The organism is Candidatus Protochlamydia naegleriophila, assembly GCF_001499655.1.
Taxonomy (GTDB): domain Bacteria; phylum Chlamydiota; class Chlamydiia; order Chlamydiales; family Parachlamydiaceae; genus Protochlamydia; species Protochlamydia naegleriophila.
On the sequence record NZ_LN879502.1, the window covers coordinates 2,654,163 to 2,674,027 of the forward strand.

Sequence of the window (19,865 nt, forward strand, 5' to 3'; positions counted from 1 at the left end):
TTAGCCCGACTGTTGAGTTTCTTGATACTTTTTATAGCTCACTAAATAGTCAGCTAACGCCTCTTGCCATGGACGAGGTGTTCGACCCAATTGCGATTCAATTTTCTTTGTACTCAAAGTGGAATAGGCCGGCCTTTGAGCTGGAGTTGGATATTCATGCGAGGCGATTGGCTCCAAGTGGCAATCTTTGCGAATCAAGCGCATCTCTTGCCCTTGCCTGTAAATTTCTTTAGCAAATTGATACCAACTTGTTTCAAAAGCATTGGCAAAATGGTAGATTCCCTCTTCATCTAGCAGATTTAAGGCAGCCTCGGCTAAATCCTGACAGTAAGTTGGCCTGCCAATCTGATCAGAAACAATGCGCAGCTGCTCTTTTTCATTCATGAGCCTCAACATTGTCTCAACAAAATTCTTCCCGGGCAATCCGAAGAGCCAAGAAGTACGGATAATGCAAGAGTATTCATGCTCATCGAGCAGCTTCATTTCTCCCGCTAACTTACTCATTCCATAAGCCCCCATCGGAGTGCAACTATGATCTTCAGTATAGGGGCTTCGTCCTTTGCCATCGAATACATAATCGGTCGAAAAGTGAATCACCCGTGCACCATGCCTGCGTCCCGCAATTCCTAAGTGGTGGGGCCCGACCGCATTGACTAAATACGCTTGCTTCATCTCTGCCTCAGCCTTGTCAACCTGAGTATAAGCTGCACAATTGATAATATGAGAGATCTTCTGAACCCTCACAAAGTCTGACACTTGATCCAATTGGGTGATATCGATATCTCTATAGTCATTGCCGATAAAGGGGATCTGTCGATCGGTTAGCAGACGTTTAAAATGCGAGCCCAACATACCAGAGGCTCCGCAAATCCAAATTTTTTTCATTAGCTTACTCCTTGCAGCTGAAGCATGCTTTCATGAAACGAAAGAGCCTCAAGATCTCTTTCAGAAACGATCGGTTGGTCGGTTGGCCATTGAATTTTAACCTGAGGATCATTCCAACGAAATCCTTTTTCATGTTGCGGATCATAAGGCGTACTCACCTTATACATCACATGCGCCTCATCGCTTAAGACGCAAAAACCATGTGCAAAACCAACGGGAATAAAAAGTTGGTGGTGTTCCTGATCATCTAAAATGACCCCTTCCCATTGCCCATATGTGAGAGAATCTGGCCGAATGTCGACCGCTACATCGTAGATCTTTCCAACAGCCACGCGAACAAGCTTCGCTTGACCCGGAATCGATTGAAAGTGCATTCCGCGAATGCATCCTTTTTGTGAAAAAGAATGATTATCCTGCAAGAAAGACTCTGGGATACCCATTTTCTGATAAAGAGGCTGCTTGAAACTTTCTAGAAAAAAACCGCGACTATCTTTAAATACCCTCGGTTTGACAAGCTTTAAGCCATTTAGACGTAAATCAATGATTTCCATGATGAGGCCCTTTTTCTGCCAGTTCCATTAAATAGCGTCCATACAAACTCTTACCAAGCTTTTCGCCCAAGAGCTTGAGTTGATTCCTCGAAATAAAATTTTGATTATAAGCAATCTCTTCGAGAGCTGCAATGCAATGGCCTTGCCTTTCTTCAATAACCTGCACAAATTGGCTCGCTTGCATAAGGCTCTCATAAGTACCCGCATCTAGCCAGGTAAAGCCTCTTCCCATTACATGCACAGAAGCTTGGCCCCGATTTAAATATTCCTGATTGACATCCGTAATTTCTAACTCACCTCGAGCCGATGGCTTCAATCCATGCGCTATATCAACCACCTGATTGTCATAAAAATAAAGACCCGTTACGGCAATCGAAGACTTTGGTTTTTTAGGCTTTTCCTCTATCGATAAAATCTTACCCTGGGAATCAAATTCGACAACACCATACCTTTCTGGATCCTTCACGTCATAGCCAAATAAAGTGGCTCCCTCTTTTTTCTCACGCGCACTTTTTAAAAGTTCACTCAAATGACTGCCATAAAAAATGTTATCTCCCAAAACCAGGCAAACAGACTCTTTACCGATGAACTCTTTTCCAATAATAAACGCCTCTGCCAAACCATTCGGCTTTTCCTGCACAGCGTAACTAAAGCTCACTCCTAATTGCGATCCATCACCCAATAAACGCTTAAACAACGGCATGTCTTCTGGAGTCGAAATAATCAGAATATCTTTAATATGCGCCAACATCAGCACAGATAAAGGATAATAGATCATTGGTTTATTGTAGACCGGCAACAGTTGCTTTGTTACCCCTAATGTTAATGGATGAAGGCGGGTTCCACTTCCTCCAGCCAAAATAATCCCTTTCATAATCCATCCCCTTTGAAGTGTATTTTTAGGAGTGGCATATTAAAACGGAGCTTGGATTTTGTCAATCTGACAACCTCAAAATTCTTTTTAGCAAGCTTTAATTGCATAATTAAAAGATTACAAAACCAATAAAAAACACTCTGTATTAACAATTAAATTCTACTATTTCTATTTTTATCAATAAGCATCCAAAAGATTAGCAAACTACTTTTTAATTAGATTTTTTTAACGAGAGCTTTTAGGCTCTTAGCATTCTAAAAGAATTTGATTCACTTAAGAGAATGTTTACAAAATCCGAATTGGCTGTTTTGCTATAAAGACACCGATCAGATAAACACTCTAAATTTTTCTCATCATTTTATTTGTGTAAAAAAATTTTTTTAATTAGATTCGAATTTTACCTTTTATATTGAGGTTTTAATCCCTCCTAGGGGTATTTATGAAGCCACATCAATCAAAATAAAGCGCTATAATAGAATCGGAAGAGCACTACTCAAAGCCTCAGAAAGACAGCTCAAAATCGGTAATTGAGGATGATTTAGGTAAGTTTTCTTTTCACTTTCACAATAAACAAGGGAGGCCATGTGGCAAGCGTTTCTTATACTAAAATAATGTCGCGCAGTTTTGCATCATTGCTTTGTACACTATCACTTTGGAGTACACCAGCAAAGGTTGAAGCAAGTTGCTGTGAAGATGACTGCTGTGACGGTGGTTGGTGGAGCGGCGGAGCTGGGCGTACAGCCTTAATCATTGGTGGTGCAGCAGTTGTTGGTGGTATCGCAGGCGCCATCGCCGGAAATGCAAGCAGCGGACACAGCCATCATGGAAGACGGGGTCCAACAGGTGCGACTGGTGCAACAGGTGCTGTAGGACCTGCTGGTCCAGCTGGACCTAGTGTATTTGTTACCGACGTCGGTCAAAGCTTAACCTTCTCATATGGATTAACAGCCGCTGCAATCCTGCTAGGTGATGCGGTCGTCATTCCATTTGTTGAAAGACCAGATGGCATTGTTGTAGAAGGCCCGCCTGTTACGATTAGTATTCTTGGCATTCCAACTATTGCCCCTATTACAATTGTTGATCCAGTATTTGGAACCTACCATGCAGGCCTCCAAATCACCTCAGGAGGACTTGCAACAGTCGGTTTGAGCTTGACAATTGCTGTAGGAGCGAGCAGAGATGGTTCATTGACAAATGTTGGAACAGATGGAATCGATCCAACCGCTCTATTTTCAATTGGTGCCACAGAAGCTCAAACAACCACAGAGTTTACCTACGGCCCAGCTAATATTCCTTAATTGGCCAGTCTCAAAAAGGCTCTTTCGGGAGCCTTTTCTTTTTTACCATTCAAAGCTTAAGCCAAATTCAGCCCTCTACTAGTCGTGGCGCAACGCCTTAATGGGATCCATATTCGCGGCCTTAAAAGCAGGATAGAGCCCTGAGCAAAGGCCAACGCCAGATGACATGGTCAGTGATAAGACGATTGACCAAACAGTCACGATCGTTTTCCAGTCTGCTATGTAGCCGATCAGAAAAGAAAATCCTATCCCGATTAAAATGCCGAGTATGGCCCCCGTTAATGTTAAAAGCAGCGTTTCAAGCAAAAATTGCATCATGATGTGCTTTTTATTGGCTCCTACAGCACGTCGAATACCGATTTCCCGGGTTCTTTCTGAAACTGTTGCCAGCATGATATTCATAATGCCGATCCCCCCCACCAATAAGGAAATCGCCGCAATGCTGCCCAATACCCAATTAAATGTTTGCTGCGTGCGCTGGGCTTGATTGAGGAGCTCTTGCGGAATAATAATTTGGTAATCTTCATATCCCCCGTGCAAACGATCTAAAATCGTTTTGACGAGTTGGGAAATCATGCTCATTTGTTGAGGCTGATTGACCTGCAAAATAATTTCTGAAAGCGTCTCTTTTTTGGCAAGGCCTACACGAGGCAAGGCTTTTTCAGATCCTAATGGAATAAAAATAATCTTGTCCAAATTGCGCGTCGTGATTGAGCTATTCTTGCTAGCCTTCCAATGGGTGGGTTTTAAAACTCCCACGACCTGATACTGAATATTTTCTATTCTAATGGAACGTCCCACCTGCCCCTGTTTGCCGAGGCTTTTAGCAGCTTCATAGCCTAGGACACAGACCATCTGCCTACGCTGATGATCGAGATCACAAATAAATCTGCCCTCCGCGAGCCTTAAAGCCTTCATATCGGCAAAAGAACGTGTGACGGCTAAAATTTCAGGAGAAGTGGAGGCTAGCATGCCAGTAATTGAGGCTTCAATTGTCTTAATAGGGGCTTGATAGGTAATATGAGGTATGTTTTTCTCTAGAGCTTCTGCGTCCTGCCAGGTCAGCCCCCTAGAGCGTTTTTCCATGGCTTTATGCTGCTGGTCCTCCGATAAGGCATTTTGCCGGATGATGATGCTATTCATCCCTAGCTGTTCAATCTGCTCAAGCGTTTCTTGCTTAGCGCCTTCACCAATTGAAAGCATAGCTACAACCGCTACAACGCCAAAGAGTACTCCTAAAGTACTTAAAACAGTCCTCAGTCTATGCATCAACAACGACCGGAAACATTTTTGAATTTCGTTATAACTGATCATAGTCGTCATGTTTAATTTAATTGATCTGCTATCACTTTACCATCACGCATGCGAATCAAACGCGGACAATGGGCCCCCACGAGCTCATCATGGGTGATGGTGACAAGTGTGACTCCTTGCTCATTGAGATTGCGGAACAAATTGAGAATCGTCCGCCCAGTCTCTGTATCTAAATTGCCCGTCGGCTCATCAGCTAAAATGATTAACGGATTAATGGCCAGCGCCCGCGCAATGGCAACGCGCTGTGTTTCCCCCCCCGATAGCTGAGAGGGAACATGGTAGCGGCGATGGCTGAGCCCTACACGATCAATAGACTCTAAAATTCTTTTTTTAACAATTTCGGCATCCAAAAAGGTCTGCTGATATAAAAAAGGGATTTCAACGTTTTCATAAACGTTCAATTGCGGGATCAAATTGAAAGACTGGAAAACAAAGCCGATTTTTGAAGCCCTAATAAGCGCCAGTTCCTGATCGCTCAATTTGGAGACGTCTTGTCCGTCAAGCCAATAATGACCAAGCGTTGGTTTGTCTAAACACCCTAATAAGTGCAAAAGAGTCGATTTTCCCGATCCCGACGGCCCCATGATCGCTAACGACTCTCCTTGAAAAACCGTTAAATTAACCTCTTGCAGGGCTTGCACGAGTCCATGGCCCATTTGATAAGACTTGCTTAGGTTCTCAACCTTGACCAATGCTTTTTTCATGAGTCGTCCCTAGCAAATGGATTGAGCAGGCAGACACACTCGCCTTCTTCAACTCCATCTGTAATTTGCATCAACTGCTCATTGCTAATCCCTGTTGCCACCTGTCTTTTCTCATAACCAGAGCCGCAATTGACATAGCAATAATTTTGCTTGTACTCGCCAAAGACAGCATGCAAAGGAACTGTTAACACATTGTCAGCCTGCTGAGCATGAATGGTCACTCTTGTCGTCATGCCAGGCCGCAAGCGCGCGTCTGAGCTATCGAGTGCAATGCGCACTTCAAAGTATTTCTCTTCACTGATGCGTCCAAGATCTGACAATGCCAATACGCCTATCGAAGAGACTGTTCCATTAAAGGAAAGATGGGGATAGGCATCGACCTCAATCGTTGCTTTTTTACCCACTCCCACTTTAAATAAATCGACCTCTCTAACGCGCGTCTTAACAACCATTGAGCTCAAATCAGGCAAATCCATCAAAGGCTGATTTTTGACCAAGATATCTCCAACGCGCGGCTTTCTTTTTTGGCCTGAGCGGTATTCTTCGCGATGCACAACCATGCCGGGAGCCGGTGCTAAGATGAGCGTCTGATCCAATTCCTTTTCATCGTGATGAAGTTGAACATTGTAGTCTTGCAGCAATTGCGTCGCTTGCTGGAGCAGGGCCCGCGCCTTAGCCACTTTGTAAACCCCTGTTTTAGCCGACTCTTCCTGTTTAATTCTGGCTCGCTTTAAACTCGTTTCCGCTTTTTTAATCTGCATGGGATAGACGTGGTTGACGTAGCTTTCATATTGAAGCTTGCTGACTTCGTAAGACTCTTCCTCTTCGGCTAATTTTTTTTGCGCCTGCTTGAGCTCAGCCGGATTTAAAAAACCCTGTTCTTGCAAAGCGATTAAATCATTGGAATACATGTTGAGTTCATCGTACTTTAACCACGCCTTTTGCATCGCTCCCTTCAAACGAGAAATTTCCTGGGGGCCATCTCCATGGATAATTTTTTCAATTTCCAACTCTGCCATCTCTACTTCGTATGCTGCCGTTTTGCTCTCATGCTGGGCCTGATTCTCCTCCCATTCTAGAGTTTGCTTAAGCGTGATCAAATAGACGTCTTGCTCTTTAATTTGCAATCTCAACTTTTCGAGTTTTTCCTCGAAAGGGGTAGGATCCATTTTTACTAAAACCTGCCCTGGAGCCACGGTTATGCCATCTGGAATGATATCGATGATTTTCCCTAAGTCTCCTTTAATAGAAGAAGCGATAATGGTAGAGCGGGCAGCCTCCAATTCTCCTACTGTCTTAACTTCAACAGTCAGATTCCGTTTTTCGGCCTGAACAATAGGAACTAAGATAGGACTGGACAATGAGCGCGTTTGCCAAAAAGCTGCACCCACTAACAAGACACTCAAACCGGTTCCCACTATAAATTTCGTGATCTTTTTCATTTGACTACATGCACGGTTTATCTGTTAAAAGGCCTATTGCCGCTAAAAGCTGATACTGCCCGACGATATGTTCAATCAAAGCTCCCCAATAATTTTGCTCAGCCGAACGAAGTGATTTCTCAGCCTGGATGACATCAAAATTGTTCGCCATCCCTCGATCAAATTTCAGCTGAGATAAATGCAACTCTCCTCGCGCAGTATGAATCTGTTCTTCTTGGACTTTGATGCGCTTGTGGGCTTTTTGCAGCTGCCTAATTGCTTTTTTGACTTCCAGCACCAAGTTGGCTTCGGTTTGCTCCACACCGCGGGCCGCACTATCAATGGCAAGCAAACTCTGCTCGTAAGCTATCAAATCGCCTTGAGGATCAAAATCAGTCGCTGTGGAAAAACCTACACCCCATGTACTTTCACGATGCCTCGAACAAGAACGCGTGAAATACTGATCTCTTCCACAATTAGAGTAATTCAATACTAAATTGAGTTCTGGATACAGATTTTTTTTAGCTATAACGGACAGACGGTAATTCTCACGCCACTGATCTTCAGCCTGATCCATTTCTATGCGGTTCTTCAATGCCAATTTGACTGCCTCGTCCAATTCAAAAGGACTTGGGCTATAAGCAAGCGGCACCTCTACCTGAATTTCCATGTTTAGTGGCAGCGCAAGAATATCACGCACAGCATCTTCAGCATCTTGAAGCCTATCTTGGGCACTTGTCAAAGCATCTTCGGCATGATGCAGCTCAATCTCTGCTCGATAAACATCCAAAGCTTCCGACAAACCAATTTTTTCCTTCAGTTTGGCAGCCTGATAAAATTTACTTATCCGCTGATAAGACTCTTCGCTGATTGCTAACGATTTTTGCGACTTAATCACTTCATATAAAGACGTAATCGTGCGAATAACCAGCTGAATCTGAGCTAAATAAAGACTGCGGGTAGCAGTTCTCAATTTATATTGGGCACCTTTTACACCAGATAATTGATAGTCTCTGCCGAAGCCGCGTAAAAGCGGCTGAGAAATCAGCGCTCGCAAATCGGTATGATAGTGCTCGCGTGTTTTTAAAATTGAAGGTCCGAGCGAAACGAGTGTTCCATTGGTAAATCTTTTACTAAAATCGATCCCACCCCCCACCGAAAAGCCTGTTCCAGCAGACCCACCTCCAACGTAGCCAGCTCGGCTATTGGGCAAAATTTGTATGTCAAACTCGCTCCATGCCAATTCAATGGAATACCGGGCTTGCGTGACGCTATCATTGGTATTGATGAGCTGACGATTATATTGGAGGGCTCGTGTTAAGGCTGTCTCCAAAGTCAGAAGATAGGCTTCCTCACTCTCTTTTACAGAGTCTTCAGCATTGCTATTATCTTCTGGCTGCGCGCTGCCAGTGCAAGGCATAAAAATCAATAATAAAAAACACAGTCCTAACAGCCGGCTGCACCGCACGCGGCTAGTCTTTCTTGCCTTCATGCCTAAATTCTCAGCTTCTATCATAATTCAATGCACAATTGTTGGTTGGTTTTAAGTAGCCTAAATAGCGATTGTCCAAAAGAAGATAAGACTTGTCTTCATACTCAGTATTTCTGAGAAGAAGACCAGTTTTAGAATTTAAAACTTATGGAGTATAAATAAAAGATAGATTTCAAAAAAAAGCATCTCACAATCTTCACCCTGCTAACCACAAAATAAAATTTAATGTATACAAACTGGTTAGGCCTTTAAACCAAAACTTTCTTCTTATAAGTAGCGAGTTGAATTTAAACCGGCCCTAGCCTTAACATTTTTTTACATTAAATTGCCATGTTAGATACACCCGAACATCTCCGTCTCATCGAACACCACCGCAAGCAAGCCAATTGGCGCCAATGGGGGCCTTATTTAAGCGAGCGGGCCTGGGGTACGGTAAGGGAAGATTATAGTCAGGATGGAGAGGCGTGGGACTATTTTCCACACGATCACGCTCGCAGCCGGGCTTATCGCTGGAATGAGGATGGATTGGGAGGAATTTCAGACCGCTATCAATATCTTTGCTTTGCCCTTAGCTTATGGAATGAAAAAGATCCCATTTTAAAGGAGCGCTTTTTTGGCTTAAATCCTAAAGAAGGGAACCATGGCGAAGACGTAAAAGAGTATTATTTTTATTTAGACAATACCCCTACCCACAGCTACATGAAGATGCTTTATAAGTATCCTCAAAAAGCTTTTCCCTATCTGCAGTTGATTCAAGAGAACCAAAGGCGCAGCTCTAAAGAGCCAGAGTACGAGTTGCTTGACACGGGTATTTTTGGAGAAAATCTTTATTTCGACATTGAAATCGAATATGCCAAAGCCAGTGCCGATGATATCCTCATTCGACTGTCAGCCACCAATCGAGGCTCGCGCCCGGCCCCTCTCCATCTCTTGCCCACCCTATGGTTTCGCAATACTTGGAGCTGGGGTTATGAGAATGGACCAATGGATGATGTCCCCTCCAAGCCTCTTTTATTTGAAAAAAATGAATGGGGGCAAACGTTTATACAGGCCGACCATCCGTCTAACAAGACTTATTACTTACACGCAGAGGATGCACCTCAATGGATTTTCACAGAAAATGAAACAAACATGGAACGCCTGTATGGACTTTCCAATCCAACCCCTTACGTAAAAGATGCCTTCAATCGCTTCATCGTCGACAAAGACGCCCTTTCAGTCAATCCAGACCTCTATGGAACAAAAGCGGCTGCTCCTTACTACTTCTCAATTCCCCCGCTCCAGACCCAAACAATTCGCCTAAGGCTCGCCCCAGACAAATTCAAAGATCCTTTTCGAGATTTCAACGACATTTTTAAAGCCAAACAAGAAGAAGCCAATCAGTTTTATGAGGTCGTCCAAAATAAGATCTTAGATGAAGATGAAAAGCGAGTACAAAGACAAGCCTTTGCAGGCCTGTTATGGTCGAAACAGCTCTACTATTACGACATTGAACAATGGCTTAAGGGCGATAAAAATAGGCCTCCAATCGATCGCAAAATCGAGCGCAATAAGGATTGGATCCACCTCGTCAACTTCGATGTCATTTCCATGCCCGATAAGTGGGAATATCCATGGTACGCAAGCTGGGACCTTGCCTTCCACTGCCTGCCTCTTGTCTTGATCGATCCTGACTTTGCCAAAAGACAGCTCATTCTAATGACACGCGAATGGTATACCCACCCCAATGGGCAGCTGCCTGCCTATGAATGGAATTTTAGCGACGTCAATCCTCCTGTCTTAGCCTGGGCTGCTTGGCGCGTTTACAAAATAGACTCCAAAAAAACAGGAGAGCCCGATCGCAATTTTTTAGAAGCCATTTTTCACAAACTTCTGCTCAATTTTACATGGTGGGTCAACCAAAAAGATGAAAAGGGCAATAATGTCTTCCAAGGGGGATTTCTAGGCTTAGATAACATCAGCATCTTTGATCGCAGCCTACCGCTAGACAATGCCCGGATCGATCAATCGGATGGAACAGCATGGATGAGTTTTTATTGCATCCTCATGATGAAAATTTCCATCGAGCTGGCCCGAACCAATCCTGTCTATCAGGACTGCGCCACGAAATTTTTTGAGCACTTCTTGCGCATCGCTAGCGCGATGATTAAACCTGAGCGAAAAGGATATTCCCTTTGGTGCGACTACGATGGATTTTTTTATGATGCCCTGCACACAAATGGCGATGTCATACCCTTACGCATTCGCTCATTAGTCGGACTCCTGCCTCTCTTAGCCGTCGAAACGATTGACAATCGCATTTTAAATGCCCTTCCAATCTTTAAACAACGCATGGAATGGTTCTTAAGCGAACGCCCCGACTATACCTCCACAATGGCCTGCATCGAAGATACCGGCAAAGGAGCCAGACACCTATTGTCAATCTTGGATAAAGAACGCCTTACTCAGACGCTGAGCTACCTATTGGATGAAAATGAATTCTTAGCTGAGTATGGCATTCGCTCTCTTTCTAAATACCACAAGGATCATCCCTATATCCTCAAAATTTGGGGAGAGCAGCACTGCATCGGCTACCATCCGGGAGATGCCGAATACCGGCTCATCGCCGGAGGCAACTCCAATTGGCGCGGACCCATTTGGTTTCCGCTCAATTTTTTAATCATCGAGTCTCTGCAGAAATTCTATCACTACTATGGCGATTCTGTAAAAGTCGAATTTCCCACACGGTCAGGCAACTGGCTAAATCTATGGGATGTCTCAACCGAACTCTCAAAAAGACTCATGTCCCTCTTTTTAAAACAAGGTGATGGCACTCGTCCCATCTTTCCAAAAAATAGCCCCTTCAACAAAGACCCCAACTGGCAAAATCTCCTCTTATTCCATGAATTTTTCCACGGTGATACAGGAGAAGGTTTAGGAGCTAATCACCAAACAGGCTGGACCGCCTTAGTAGCTAAACTGCTGCAGCAATCAGGTGGAGAAAACTAAAGCATTAACAAAAAAGTGGTAGAAAGCGATCTGCCAATCATTCAGATTGCTATTTTTATGAAATGTTTAAAGCCAATGGTTGATCTAACTTATACAAATACTAGAGAAAATTAAAGGTCAAATTCAGAAGAAGCTTAAATTCTTTATTTAGAGCTTACCTGGAAAGAGATGCTCTGTTCTATCTAAAAACTGCGATAAAAAGGATAATCGGCCAGCGCTAGTAGCTCTTGATCTCCACGGCTATCGCCATAGGCATATAGTTGATAAGACTCTCTTGGACCCAAGTAGTCTTCTATGCGCTTGACCTTTTCGGCTCCCCAACAGTTATTCCCTTTCAAAAGTCCCGTCACACGCTCTTGTTTATCCAAAGCCAGCGTGGATGCCAGGGTCTTTTCAAATCCATGCCGTTCGGCCCAAGGACATAAATAAAGATCGATCGACGCACTAACTAGAATGCAGCGGTGCCCTTGCTGCTGATGCCATTTTAAACGCTCGACTGCCTGAGGATTCAAATAACTATCTAATTGATTAGCTGCATAACGCTTGGCAGACATCTGCAAATCGCAAAAAGAAACACCTTTAAAAAATTTTGTTAAAATTTTTTCTTTAGTCGCTTGCCTAGACAAATAACCGCATTGGAATTGTAAAAAGTCAGGAATCAACGCGGCTAGATAGTAGCTGGCCTTCAAAAAACCTGCCTGTTCAAAAAGAAAGGGAACTAAAGAGTCTCTGACCGTTAAGGTGTTATCGAAATCGAAAGCAGCTACGATAGAAGTCATGAAAATTAAAAGGGATTGTACAAATTATTTGATTGTTTAACTCGCAATCATGTTAATCTTAAGGATTTATTAATCCAAGCAAATTTAATGGAGATCTTGTACTCAAGAAAAATGCTAAAAAAATCACTCCTAATCAAAAAGTGCTAGACTCAGGCAATCAGACAACCCTATATATACTCATTCCAGAGATGTAACGCTTTCCAGGAATCTAAATTCAATAGCCAAAGGAATCGTAAGGCCAATGGATCGCAAACAGAGTCTTTACCTTTATGACTAGCTTTCCCTTTACCATTGACTACGTCGCCTTTTGGATCTTAAGCGCCCTCTTATTGGCAGCTTTCCTTGTCAAAGGCCTCTTCACCTATTCCATCCCAACCCTTAACTTTTCTGATTTATCAAATTTAAAGCTCCTCTCCAAACGCCTGCGATTTAGCAGACTACCTCACCATCTCTACCTGACAGCCCTGCTTTTTTTAGGAACCGCTTTTTTAGATCCACATTTTTTATATCCCAAAGGTTATCCGCTGCCTCATTCCAAACAGCCTATTCCCTTACCAACCGAAGGAATTGCCATTTACCTTGTCGTTGACCAATCAGGCTCTATGGGTGAAAAAATTGCCTCGGAAGGTTTTTTTGGAAGGAGGCAGGCTCAAACAAAAATGGATTTGCTTAAAGCAATGAGTGAACAGTTTGTCTCTCAAAGGCCCTCCGATCTAATCGGGCTCATCGCCTTTGCGCGCATCCCAAGAATCCTCTCTCCCTTGACGCTAGATCATGAAGCAGTTTTAAAACAGTTGAAAGAAATCCAGCTAATCGACGATCCAGAAGAAAATGGTACTGCGATTGGCTATGCCATTTATAAAACGGCCCATCTCATTGCAGCGACGCGGCACTTCGCTGAGGACTTGCAAGACCAAGGCAAGCCGGCTTATCAAATCAAAAATTCGATCATGGTTGTCCTGACAGATGGTTTTCAGGATCCAAGCCGCTTAGATTACGGGAATCGCTTACGCACAATCGAACTAGACGAGGCGGCAACTTATGCTAAGAGCCAAGGCATTCACCTCTATATCATCAATATCGACCCCAAATTCTCATCTCCTGCATTTGCCCCTCATCGCAGGCAAATGCAGGCCATGGCTGAACTAACAGGAGGAGAGCTTTATCTTGCCACGCGTGAACAAGATTTACAGCACGTCTTTAGTACCATTGATCGGCTCGAAAAAAGCTCAATCCCTGGCAATTTAGGTACGCTCGATACGCAAGAAAACAGACCCCGCTTTTCGCTTTATCCTTACTTCATAGCTATCGGATTAGCTTGTTTTCTTGCCGCTCTTTTTTTAGAGACCACCTTATTGAGGAAATTTCCATGAACAAATCCTATAGCTGAGCCATTATGTCACTGGGCGATATCATCTTCGGCTTTCCACAAGCCGCCTATCTACTCATCCTACTGGTCCCAGCGCTTGCCTTACAGCTGTCCCTATTTTTTTATCGGCGCAGACAACTCGCTTCTTTTGCATCTGAATCGATTTTGCCGCAGCTGCTCGTGCCCCGTTCGCACCTCTTCGCGATATTTAAGACGGCAGCCTCGATTCTCATCCTATTGCTGATATGCCTCTCCTTAATGGATCCAAAAGGAAATCTGCACTATTTACCCACCTCTAAACCTACTGCAGAACCTCAACCCTTAAACTTTGCCAAGCGCTACCGTCCTCACGAAGTTATCTTTCTCATCGATACATCGGCATCCATGAGCGTCACAGATACACCACAAAGGCAAACAAGACTCGATCAGGCTAAAGACATCATGGACGGAGTGGTAGCAAATTTAAGTGGGCAAACCGTGTCGCTATATGCTTTTACCTCCGTTTTGACTCCGCTCGTTCCCCAAACCAACGACTACTTATTCACTCGCCTCATGATCAAAGGACTGACAATCAATCAAGGAGATATAGGAGGAACAAACTTTGCAAAGTCGCTTACCCAATTAAAGGAGAAAATTTTTGCCAATCCCGAGCAGAAACTCTATACGCTCATTTTGTTAAGCGATGGAGGAGATCAGGAAGTCGATTCGGCGCAAGGCATAGCCAAAGAAAAGGCTATTGCCAATATTTTAAGCATTCTTCCCAACCCCAATGATTCCCATTTTCGACTGTATGCCGTAGGTGTTGGATCTGAACAACCCTCTGTGGTTCCACATGTTACTAATGAAGGCAAGCCCGTTTATTCAAAACTCGAACCTCTGTTATTAGAACAATTAGCCAAACGCAACAACGGCATTTACTATTCTGCCCATTCATGGACTGCATGGAGTCTGGCTCAAGAACTAAAAAAACAAATTATCGACATGACCTTGGCTCAACAAACAGAACCTGTCGAGTCTTTAGAAAGAAAGGTCAGTACTGCTAAACGGGAAGATATGTTATTTGATTTGTATTATCAAATTCCCTTAGGTTTAGCCATGGTTTTGCTGTTAACCTATCTGATTTTACCCGATGTGCGTCGCTCATGAAAAGCAGGCTTCCTCTCTTTCTACTCTACCTTTTCTTCCATTTACACGCCTCTGCCGAAGAGAGTACGGCTCAAATTGGAGATCAAGCCAAAGCGTTTGCCGAGACGCTCGATTTTACTCAAGCCAGCTTGCTTTATGAAGAGTTATCCAAGCGCCAGCTGCCAGACTGGCAACAAGCATTGGTACTTTACAATTGGGGAACCGTTAAATTGCTGCAGCAAGAATGGCTGCAAGCATTGCACCTATTTCACAGCATTCCCTCCTCATCCATTTCCTCCCCCCTCCTTTTACGCTCCCTAGCACTAAATAAAGCAGCGGCTCATCTTGGCCAAGCTCAATTGCTTGCAACCCTTACAACTCAAGAAACCCTCGATGAACAACTCTACCTTGCTTGGCAAGGAATCAAAGAACTAAAAGAAGCGACCGCTATCGATTGCCGTATGCAAAGAATGGAGCAAGACTCCTCAACTTGTGTGCCAACCAAGGATTTAACTACCCTGTTAAAAAAAGCTCTACTGACGCTCGATCAAATCAAGCAAAAGCTGCGCTCTCAGTATATTTCATCGGCCGGCTCTAATTCCTTATGGATTATTTTAAAAACTGCTTTAGATAACCTCTCAAAACAACTGTCGGCATTGGAACACATCCCCGCATCACAAAAAGAGCCTTACTCCAAAGTCTTTTTGACGCAATCCCAAACATTATTTCCTATATGGGATCAGCTAAAATCAAACATATCTGAAGCCGATTCTAACATTGAAGAAGCCTTAAAGCACTATTCAGAAGCTATTATTTACTTAGAAGAACAACAACTCGGACAGGCTCAAAAGAGCCTCCAAAGCTCGTTGCAAATCATAGAAAAAATGGCTGCTTCAAATCCGCTAGACACTCTCTTGCTCAACTACCGCATCACTTTATTACAAGACATCAATGAGTCAGCTATTCAATCCCTAATCAATGAACAAATGGAATTAGTCGTGGATAACGCCCAAAAGGCGAACTTGGAAACGGCCACCAAATTTTTAAATGAAAGCCTGCATGCAGCCCAAGAAGGACAGCTTTTCAAAGCCCGCTTCTATATTATCTATAGTCAAAGCATCCTTGAAAACTTAGCATTAGAAACTGAAGAAGAGAAGGCTCCTATTAACGTACTCAAACATGCTCTCCAAACGGCACAGGCTGCTCAACAACTGACCCAATTGGCACATTTAGCAGAAAGTTCGCCAAATTCATCGAATGCAGACCTTTTGTCAATCATCAGGAAGCAACAAGACGACACGCTCAAGCAAGCCGCACCCTTCATTCCATCCCTCTTAGATGCTCAAAAAAGCGCTTTTAACAATCAGAAAGGTTCGCACTGCCAAAGCCATCCCTGGAATCAGGTCATTCCCTTATTTGAAAAAGGCTACCTGGCTGCCAAGCAAGCTAAAGTATGGATGGCTCTGCAGCCGTTCCAAGCCTTAGCCCTATTCGATCAACAAAAACAAACGGTAAAAAATTGGCAGCAAGCATTGAAGATTCTCGAACAAGCTGCCTCTTCTGCCGAGCCGGAATCTAATCAAAATCAACCTCCACAAAGCCAAAAAAGTTCTGCAAAAGAAGATTCCAATGAAACCCTGCAAATGATTCAAGAAATGCAGTCGCAAGACCAGCCGCAAAAAAAAGGGCAGGCGCAGCAGGAGGGGCACTCATGGTAACTCGCCTGCTTTACGCTGTTCTATGGATGCTTTTGGCGCTCACTTCCTCTCATGCCGCCGCCGCTCAAGTGGAAGCTGCCATCGAACAGGCAAGCAGCCTTGAAAATCAACCCATTGAGGGAACGCTCACCATCACACACGATTCCCAAGAAGCGGTCGATCCTTCAGCCTTTTTCATGGACGGACAGCCTTTAACGGCTTCATTACTGCAAAGCAGCACGATGCCTTCAGGTCTGCAAAAAACAGCGGTTTCTATTTATCGCTTTACCTTGCCGGCTCAACCCAAAGGGTTGTATGTCCTGCCCTCTATTACCGTTAAAGTTGGTAATCAAACTCTTCAAAGTACCCCAAGCGCCTATGAAGTACACAGCACGCCTGCTGCCAATCCAAAATCCAGCCCGGCCGTTACCCCTTCAGCTCAAGCAGTTTCAACTACTCCCAAACGTGCCCCCCCCCTTATCTTCCGCTTAGAATCAAAAGTCGAGGGTCCTAGCACGCTTTATCCCGGCCAGCGAACAGAACTCTTTTACCGCATCTCTTATAATCGAAGCGTAGACTTGACTGAATCGACTCTTCCTTTTATTCATGCAACGCCATTTAAAAAAGTTGGAGATGCGCGCATTAAGGACTATCAAAATGGGGACGTGACCGTTCAAGAAATCGTACAAGAGATAGAAGCCTCACAAACAGGAAGTTTTACGCTTGGTCCTTCTAAGATTGCAGGTTATGCCTATCAGATAAATATGTTTGGCAAAAAAGCCTACCAAGAGCCTCTCCTGCAAGCCGATTCACCAGCCGTTCAAGTAGAAGTCAAACCTTTTCCGGCAGAGGGACGTCCCGGATCCTTCAATGGCGCTCTTGGACAAATCAGAGTGGCTTTAAAGATGCTTACACCATCCAAATTGCGCCTGGGAGATAAAGTTGAACTGGAAATGAGCATAAGCGGAGTGAGTAACTTAGCCGAACTGCGCCTACCCGATTTTCATTGTCAGCCTGGATTTAGCGGCTTCTTTCAATTTAGCGATCTTCCACCGACTGGAGAGCTAAAAAATGACGTTAAGCTATTTCGCATCGAATTGAATCCGATTTCTACATTTGTCCAAGCAGTCCCCTCCTTTGAGCTCGCATCCTTCGATCCGGCTACTGTCCGTTATGTCGCTCAAAAAACTCCCCTCATCCCGCTCAGCCTGCAAAGTCCCCCTTTGAACGATTCTCCTCCACAAGACTTGGCTCTGCCTGTAGAAGATCTCAATGAAAAGCTGTTATGGAATCCAGCAGATTGGCCGCTGCCCCCCTTAGAGATCAAAGGAGTTCCTCCTTTAGGAGCTCATTTAACCCAAAGCCTGCTCCAAACTCCCTGGGTCTTGCTCATCCTGCCCTTTGGATGCGGATGGCTATGGCTGCAATGGCATTTGAAACGGAAGTTCAGTAAACGGCCACGCCTTTTAAAAAAGCAAAGCGACAGTTTATTGGAAAAGGCTATAAAAGACAAAAAACTGCCTGCTCAACAAGTCGTACAACTGATCGAAAAGGCCTCCTGGTGGAAGATTTGGGAAGAAGGGATTTTGCCTCTAAAGCAGATATCATTAGAGCATCTGCCTAAGCAAGGGCCTTTAGGAGATCTGAGAGCCTTTATTGTCTATCTACAATCACTTCAGTATAGCCCCCATCAGGACTTTGCAGTGCCAGATCTTTTGCATCGCGCTCAACAACTATTTTCCACTAACTTTAATAGATCGGAGCCCTAAAACATGAATGACAGTGATTCCTTTCCCCCTTCGTTGGAAAATGAACGCAATTTGCTTGCGCAGGAGCGGACCCGCTTAGCCTCTGAAAGAACCTTCCTTTCATGGATCAGAACCGGCCTTACAGGCATCGGTATAGGAATTGCCATTGCACGCCTCGTTACCTTTCAAACATACTCCCATCAAAAAATGGCGCATTGGATTGGCCAATTTTTAATTTTATGGGGAATCGGCATCTTCCTTTTTGCCTTAATTAGTTACCGCCGCAGCGTCAAAAAAATAGAGATGACTTCATTCACCGCTTATCATGCGACCTTTTGGGGATTGAGTTTCATTACAATCGCCCTCATCATTTTCACCTTTGTTCTATTGTGGATTGTAGTCGAATAGTAACCGCATTTTGGGTTGATCTGATGAATTTAATAGCCGAATTAGATGCAAAAAATGAAAATTTCAAGCCGATAAACCAAACCTTCAGGTTACTATGAAAACCTTTTTAACCTCCTTCTTCCTGCTTCCCTGGCTCCTCTTCGCCAATTCTTCGATGGATGCTTTGATTCAAGAAGCTAGCGCAAGCTATCGAGCCGCTGAAGAAGCCTCTACTTTTCAAGAGCGGAAAAATGGCTTCAATCGCGCCTTAACTCTTTATCAGTACATTGAAAGTCAGCCAGGAGTCGCCTCAGCGGATCTTGATCAAGCCTTAGCAAACAGCTATTTTCAACTCGGGGAATATGCGTGGTCGATTCTCTACAATGAGCGAGCTCTGCAACTCGATCCGTACAATCCAACCATCATCGAGCATCTAGTTCATGCTCAAAAGAAACTCGGGCTCCCCCCTTCCTCCCTTTCCCCTTCCTGGGTCGATACCCTTCTACTCCGCTCAGCTCTTTCGCTCCCTGCCCGCTTTCAGCTATTCTTCTACACGGCCCTAGCAGCCATTCTTCTCGCAACGGTTCTCATTTGGATCCCCTCATCCTATATAAAAAAACTCGTCTATCTAACCGGCCTACTGACTTTGGCATTAGCCATCAACTTAATGATCTCCTTTTATTTTACCCCTCTGTATGGCATTTTCATCTCATCGACTGCACTCTACCGCGCCCCAAGCTTTCAAGAAACCCAACTAACCAACCTTCCCTTTGCCGTCGGATCAAAGGTGAGAATCATTCAAAGCGAGGAACAGGGTTTTTGGCTGAAGGTCATGGACCAAAATGGGCTAGTAGGCTATGTTCCTGCCTCAGATATTCGCTTGATTTAATGCCGGGAGGCTCTTTGCAAACGACTGTTTTTTCGCAGGTGGCCATAAGATGCCTGACTGTCAAACAGATAAATCCAGAACTCTGATTGCTAGCCACTTCGTTTCAAATCTCCCCTATACTCTCAAGGCTAATTGCATCCTTCGATCAACAAATAGTTCAGATTTTAATAGAAAGATGCTATACTTGTAGAATAGAGATTTAAAAGAATCGATTAATTGACAATTGCAATTTTGAAGGCAAAAGTGACATATCCCTTCTACAAAAACAATACACGCTAAACTGATAACCGCATACATTTCACTCCTTCTCAACATTTAGGGCTTTCCCCTGAATGAGAGATAAG

General features: G+C 44.0%; 16 protein-coding genes. 8 read left to right on the forward strand and 8 right to left on the reverse strand.

Annotated features, from left to right (window positions below; all coding sequences use genetic code 11):
- From rfbD to rfbA, 3 genes are read right to left on the reverse strand one after another with little or no spacing between them, the layout of a single operon-like run.
- Nucleotides 1-885 (reverse strand): dTDP-4-dehydrorhamnose reductase, encoded by an 885-nt coding sequence (gene rfbD / locus PNK_RS11285; RefSeq protein WP_059062106.1) that lies wholly within the window; start codon nucleotides 883-885, stop codon nucleotides 1-3.
- Nucleotides 885-1,436 carry a dTDP-4-dehydrorhamnose 3,5-epimerase gene (gene rfbC, locus PNK_RS11290; protein WP_059062107.1) on the reverse strand — a complete coding sequence of 184 codons (552 nt, stop codon included), beginning with the start codon at nucleotides 1,434-1,436 and terminating at the stop codon, nucleotides 885-887. The genes rfbD and rfbC overlap by 1 nt, the downstream gene beginning before the upstream one ends.
- Nucleotides 1,423-2,310, reverse strand: coding sequence for a glucose-1-phosphate thymidylyltransferase RfbA (gene rfbA / locus PNK_RS11295; protein ID WP_059062109.1), 888 nt, complete (start codon nucleotides 2,308-2,310; stop codon nucleotides 1,423-1,425). The genes rfbC and rfbA overlap by 14 nt, the downstream gene beginning before the upstream one ends.
- 584 nt (nucleotides 2,311-2,894) lie before the next feature.
- Here rfbA and PNK_RS11300 point away from each other — a divergent pair.
- Nucleotides 2,895-3,608 (forward strand): hypothetical protein, encoded by a 714-nt coding sequence (locus PNK_RS11300; protein WP_158021801.1) that lies wholly within the window; start codon nucleotides 2,895-2,897, stop codon nucleotides 3,606-3,608.
- A 78-nt stretch (nucleotides 3,609-3,686) separates the two neighbouring features.
- Here PNK_RS11300 and PNK_RS11305 read toward each other — a convergent pair whose 3' ends face one another.
- From PNK_RS11305 to PNK_RS11320, 4 genes are read right to left on the reverse strand one after another with little or no spacing between them, the layout of a single operon-like run.
- A complete protein-coding gene (locus tag PNK_RS11305) occupies nucleotides 3,687-4,877 on the reverse strand; it encodes an ABC transporter permease (RefSeq protein ID WP_231909253.1) in 1,191 nt (396 codons plus the stop codon).
- Nucleotides 4,878-4,933: 56 nt separating this feature from the next.
- Nucleotides 4,934-5,626, reverse strand: coding sequence for an ABC transporter ATP-binding protein (locus PNK_RS11310; protein ID WP_032124561.1), 693 nt, complete (start codon nucleotides 5,624-5,626; stop codon nucleotides 4,934-4,936).
- Nucleotides 5,623-7,068 carry an HlyD family secretion protein gene (locus PNK_RS11315; protein ID WP_051981772.1) on the reverse strand — a complete coding sequence of 482 codons (1,446 nt, stop codon included), beginning with the start codon at nucleotides 7,066-7,068 and terminating at the stop codon, nucleotides 5,623-5,625. The genes PNK_RS11310 and PNK_RS11315 overlap by 4 nt, the downstream gene beginning before the upstream one ends.
- 4 nt (nucleotides 7,069-7,072) lie before the next feature.
- A complete protein-coding gene (locus tag PNK_RS11320; protein ID WP_051981773.1) occupies nucleotides 7,073-8,563 on the reverse strand; it encodes a TolC family protein in 1,491 nt (496 codons plus the stop codon).
- Nucleotides 8,564-8,869: 306 nt separating this feature from the next.
- On the opposite strand from PNK_RS11320, the gene PNK_RS11325 reads away from it, so the two are divergent.
- Nucleotides 8,870-11,527, forward strand: coding sequence for an MGH1-like glycoside hydrolase domain-containing protein (locus PNK_RS11325; RefSeq protein WP_059062111.1), 2,658 nt, complete (start codon nucleotides 8,870-8,872; stop codon nucleotides 11,525-11,527).
- 182 nt (nucleotides 11,528-11,709) lie between these two features.
- Here PNK_RS11325 and PNK_RS11330 read toward each other — a convergent pair whose 3' ends face one another.
- Entirely contained in the window at nucleotides 11,710-12,306 is a 597-nt protein-coding gene (locus tag PNK_RS11330) for an HAD-IB family hydrolase (protein WP_059062113.1), read from the reverse strand.
- A gap of 269 nt (nucleotides 12,307-12,575) precedes the next feature.
- Between PNK_RS11330 and PNK_RS11335 the strand changes: the two genes are divergently transcribed.
- The 6 genes from PNK_RS11335 (at nucleotide 12,576) to PNK_RS11360 (ending at nucleotide 19,521) form a co-directional block, all read left to right on the forward strand.
- Entirely contained in the window at nucleotides 12,576-13,679 is a 1,104-nt protein-coding gene (locus PNK_RS11335) for a vWA domain-containing protein (protein ID WP_059062115.1), read from the forward strand.
- A gap of 23 nt (nucleotides 13,680-13,702) precedes the next feature.
- Entirely contained in the window at nucleotides 13,703-14,821 is a 1,119-nt protein-coding gene (locus PNK_RS11340) for a vWA domain-containing protein (protein WP_059062117.1), read from the forward strand.
- Nucleotides 14,818-16,518 carry a hypothetical protein gene (locus tag PNK_RS11345; RefSeq protein WP_059062119.1) on the forward strand — a complete coding sequence of 567 codons (1,701 nt, stop codon included), beginning with the start codon at nucleotides 14,818-14,820 and terminating at the stop codon, nucleotides 16,516-16,518. The genes PNK_RS11340 and PNK_RS11345 overlap by 4 nt, the downstream gene beginning before the upstream one ends.
- Nucleotides 16,512-18,266, forward strand: coding sequence for a BatD family protein (locus tag PNK_RS11350; RefSeq protein ID WP_059062121.1), 1,755 nt, complete (start codon nucleotides 16,512-16,514; stop codon nucleotides 18,264-18,266). Before PNK_RS11345 ends, PNK_RS11350 begins: the two co-directional genes overlap by 7 nt.
- A 3-nt stretch (nucleotides 18,267-18,269) precedes the next feature.
- Nucleotides 18,270-18,653 carry a YidH family protein gene (locus tag PNK_RS11355; protein WP_032124567.1) on the forward strand — a complete coding sequence of 128 codons (384 nt, stop codon included), beginning with the start codon at nucleotides 18,270-18,272 and terminating at the stop codon, nucleotides 18,651-18,653.
- 94 nt (nucleotides 18,654-18,747) lie between these two features.
- Nucleotides 18,748-19,521 carry a hypothetical protein gene (locus tag PNK_RS11360; RefSeq protein WP_059062123.1) on the forward strand — a complete coding sequence of 258 codons (774 nt, stop codon included), beginning with the start codon at nucleotides 18,748-18,750 and terminating at the stop codon, nucleotides 19,519-19,521.
- Nucleotides 19,522-19,865 lie beyond the last annotated feature (344 nt).

Excerpts from the sequence above, each read along its gene's own strand:
- PNK_RS11335 (WP_059062115.1), top strand. The coding sequence starts at position 12,576 with ATGACTAGCTTTCCCTTTACCATTGACTACGTCGCCTTTTGGATCTTA.
- rfbD (WP_059062106.1), bottom strand. The coding sequence starts at position 885 with ATGAAAAAAATTTGGATTTGCGGAGCCTCTGGTATGTTGGGCTCGCAT.
- PNK_RS11360 (WP_059062123.1), top strand. The coding sequence starts at position 18,748 with ATGAAAACCTTTTTAACCTCCTTCTTCCTGCTTCCCTGGCTCCTCTTC.
- PNK_RS11315 (WP_051981772.1), bottom strand. The coding sequence starts at position 7,068 with ATGAAAAAGATCACGAAATTTATAGTGGGAACCGGTTTGAGTGTCTTG.
- PNK_RS11305 (WP_231909253.1), bottom strand. The coding sequence starts at position 4,877 with ATGCATAGACTGAGGACTGTTTTAAGTACTTTAGGAGTACTCTTTGGC.
- PNK_RS11330 (WP_059062113.1), bottom strand. The coding sequence starts at position 12,306 with ATGACTTCTATCGTAGCTGCTTTCGATTTCGATAACACCTTAACGGTC.
- rfbA (WP_059062109.1), bottom strand. The coding sequence starts at position 2,310 with ATGAAAGGGATTATTTTGGCTGGAGGAAGTGGAACCCGCCTTCATCCA.
- PNK_RS11310 (WP_032124561.1), bottom strand. The coding sequence starts at position 5,626 with ATGAAAAAAGCATTGGTCAAGGTTGAGAACCTAAGCAAGTCTTATCAA.
- PNK_RS11345 (WP_059062119.1), top strand. The coding sequence starts at position 14,818 with ATGAAAAGCAGGCTTCCTCTCTTTCTACTCTACCTTTTCTTCCATTTA.
- PNK_RS11355 (WP_032124567.1), top strand. The coding sequence starts at position 18,270 with ATGAATGACAGTGATTCCTTTCCCCCTTCGTTGGAAAATGAACGCAAT.
- PNK_RS11325 (WP_059062111.1), top strand. The coding sequence starts at position 8,870 with ATGTTAGATACACCCGAACATCTCCGTCTCATCGAACACCACCGCAAG.
- PNK_RS11340 (WP_059062117.1), top strand. The coding sequence starts at position 13,703 with ATGTCACTGGGCGATATCATCTTCGGCTTTCCACAAGCCGCCTATCTA.
- PNK_RS11320 (WP_051981773.1), bottom strand. The coding sequence starts at position 8,563 with ATGATAGAAGCTGAGAATTTAGGCATGAAGGCAAGAAAGACTAGCCGC.
- rfbC (WP_059062107.1), bottom strand. The coding sequence starts at position 1,436 with ATGGAAATCATTGATTTACGTCTAAATGGCTTAAAGCTTGTCAAACCG.
- PNK_RS11350 (WP_059062121.1), top strand. The coding sequence starts at position 16,512 with ATGGTAACTCGCCTGCTTTACGCTGTTCTATGGATGCTTTTGGCGCTC.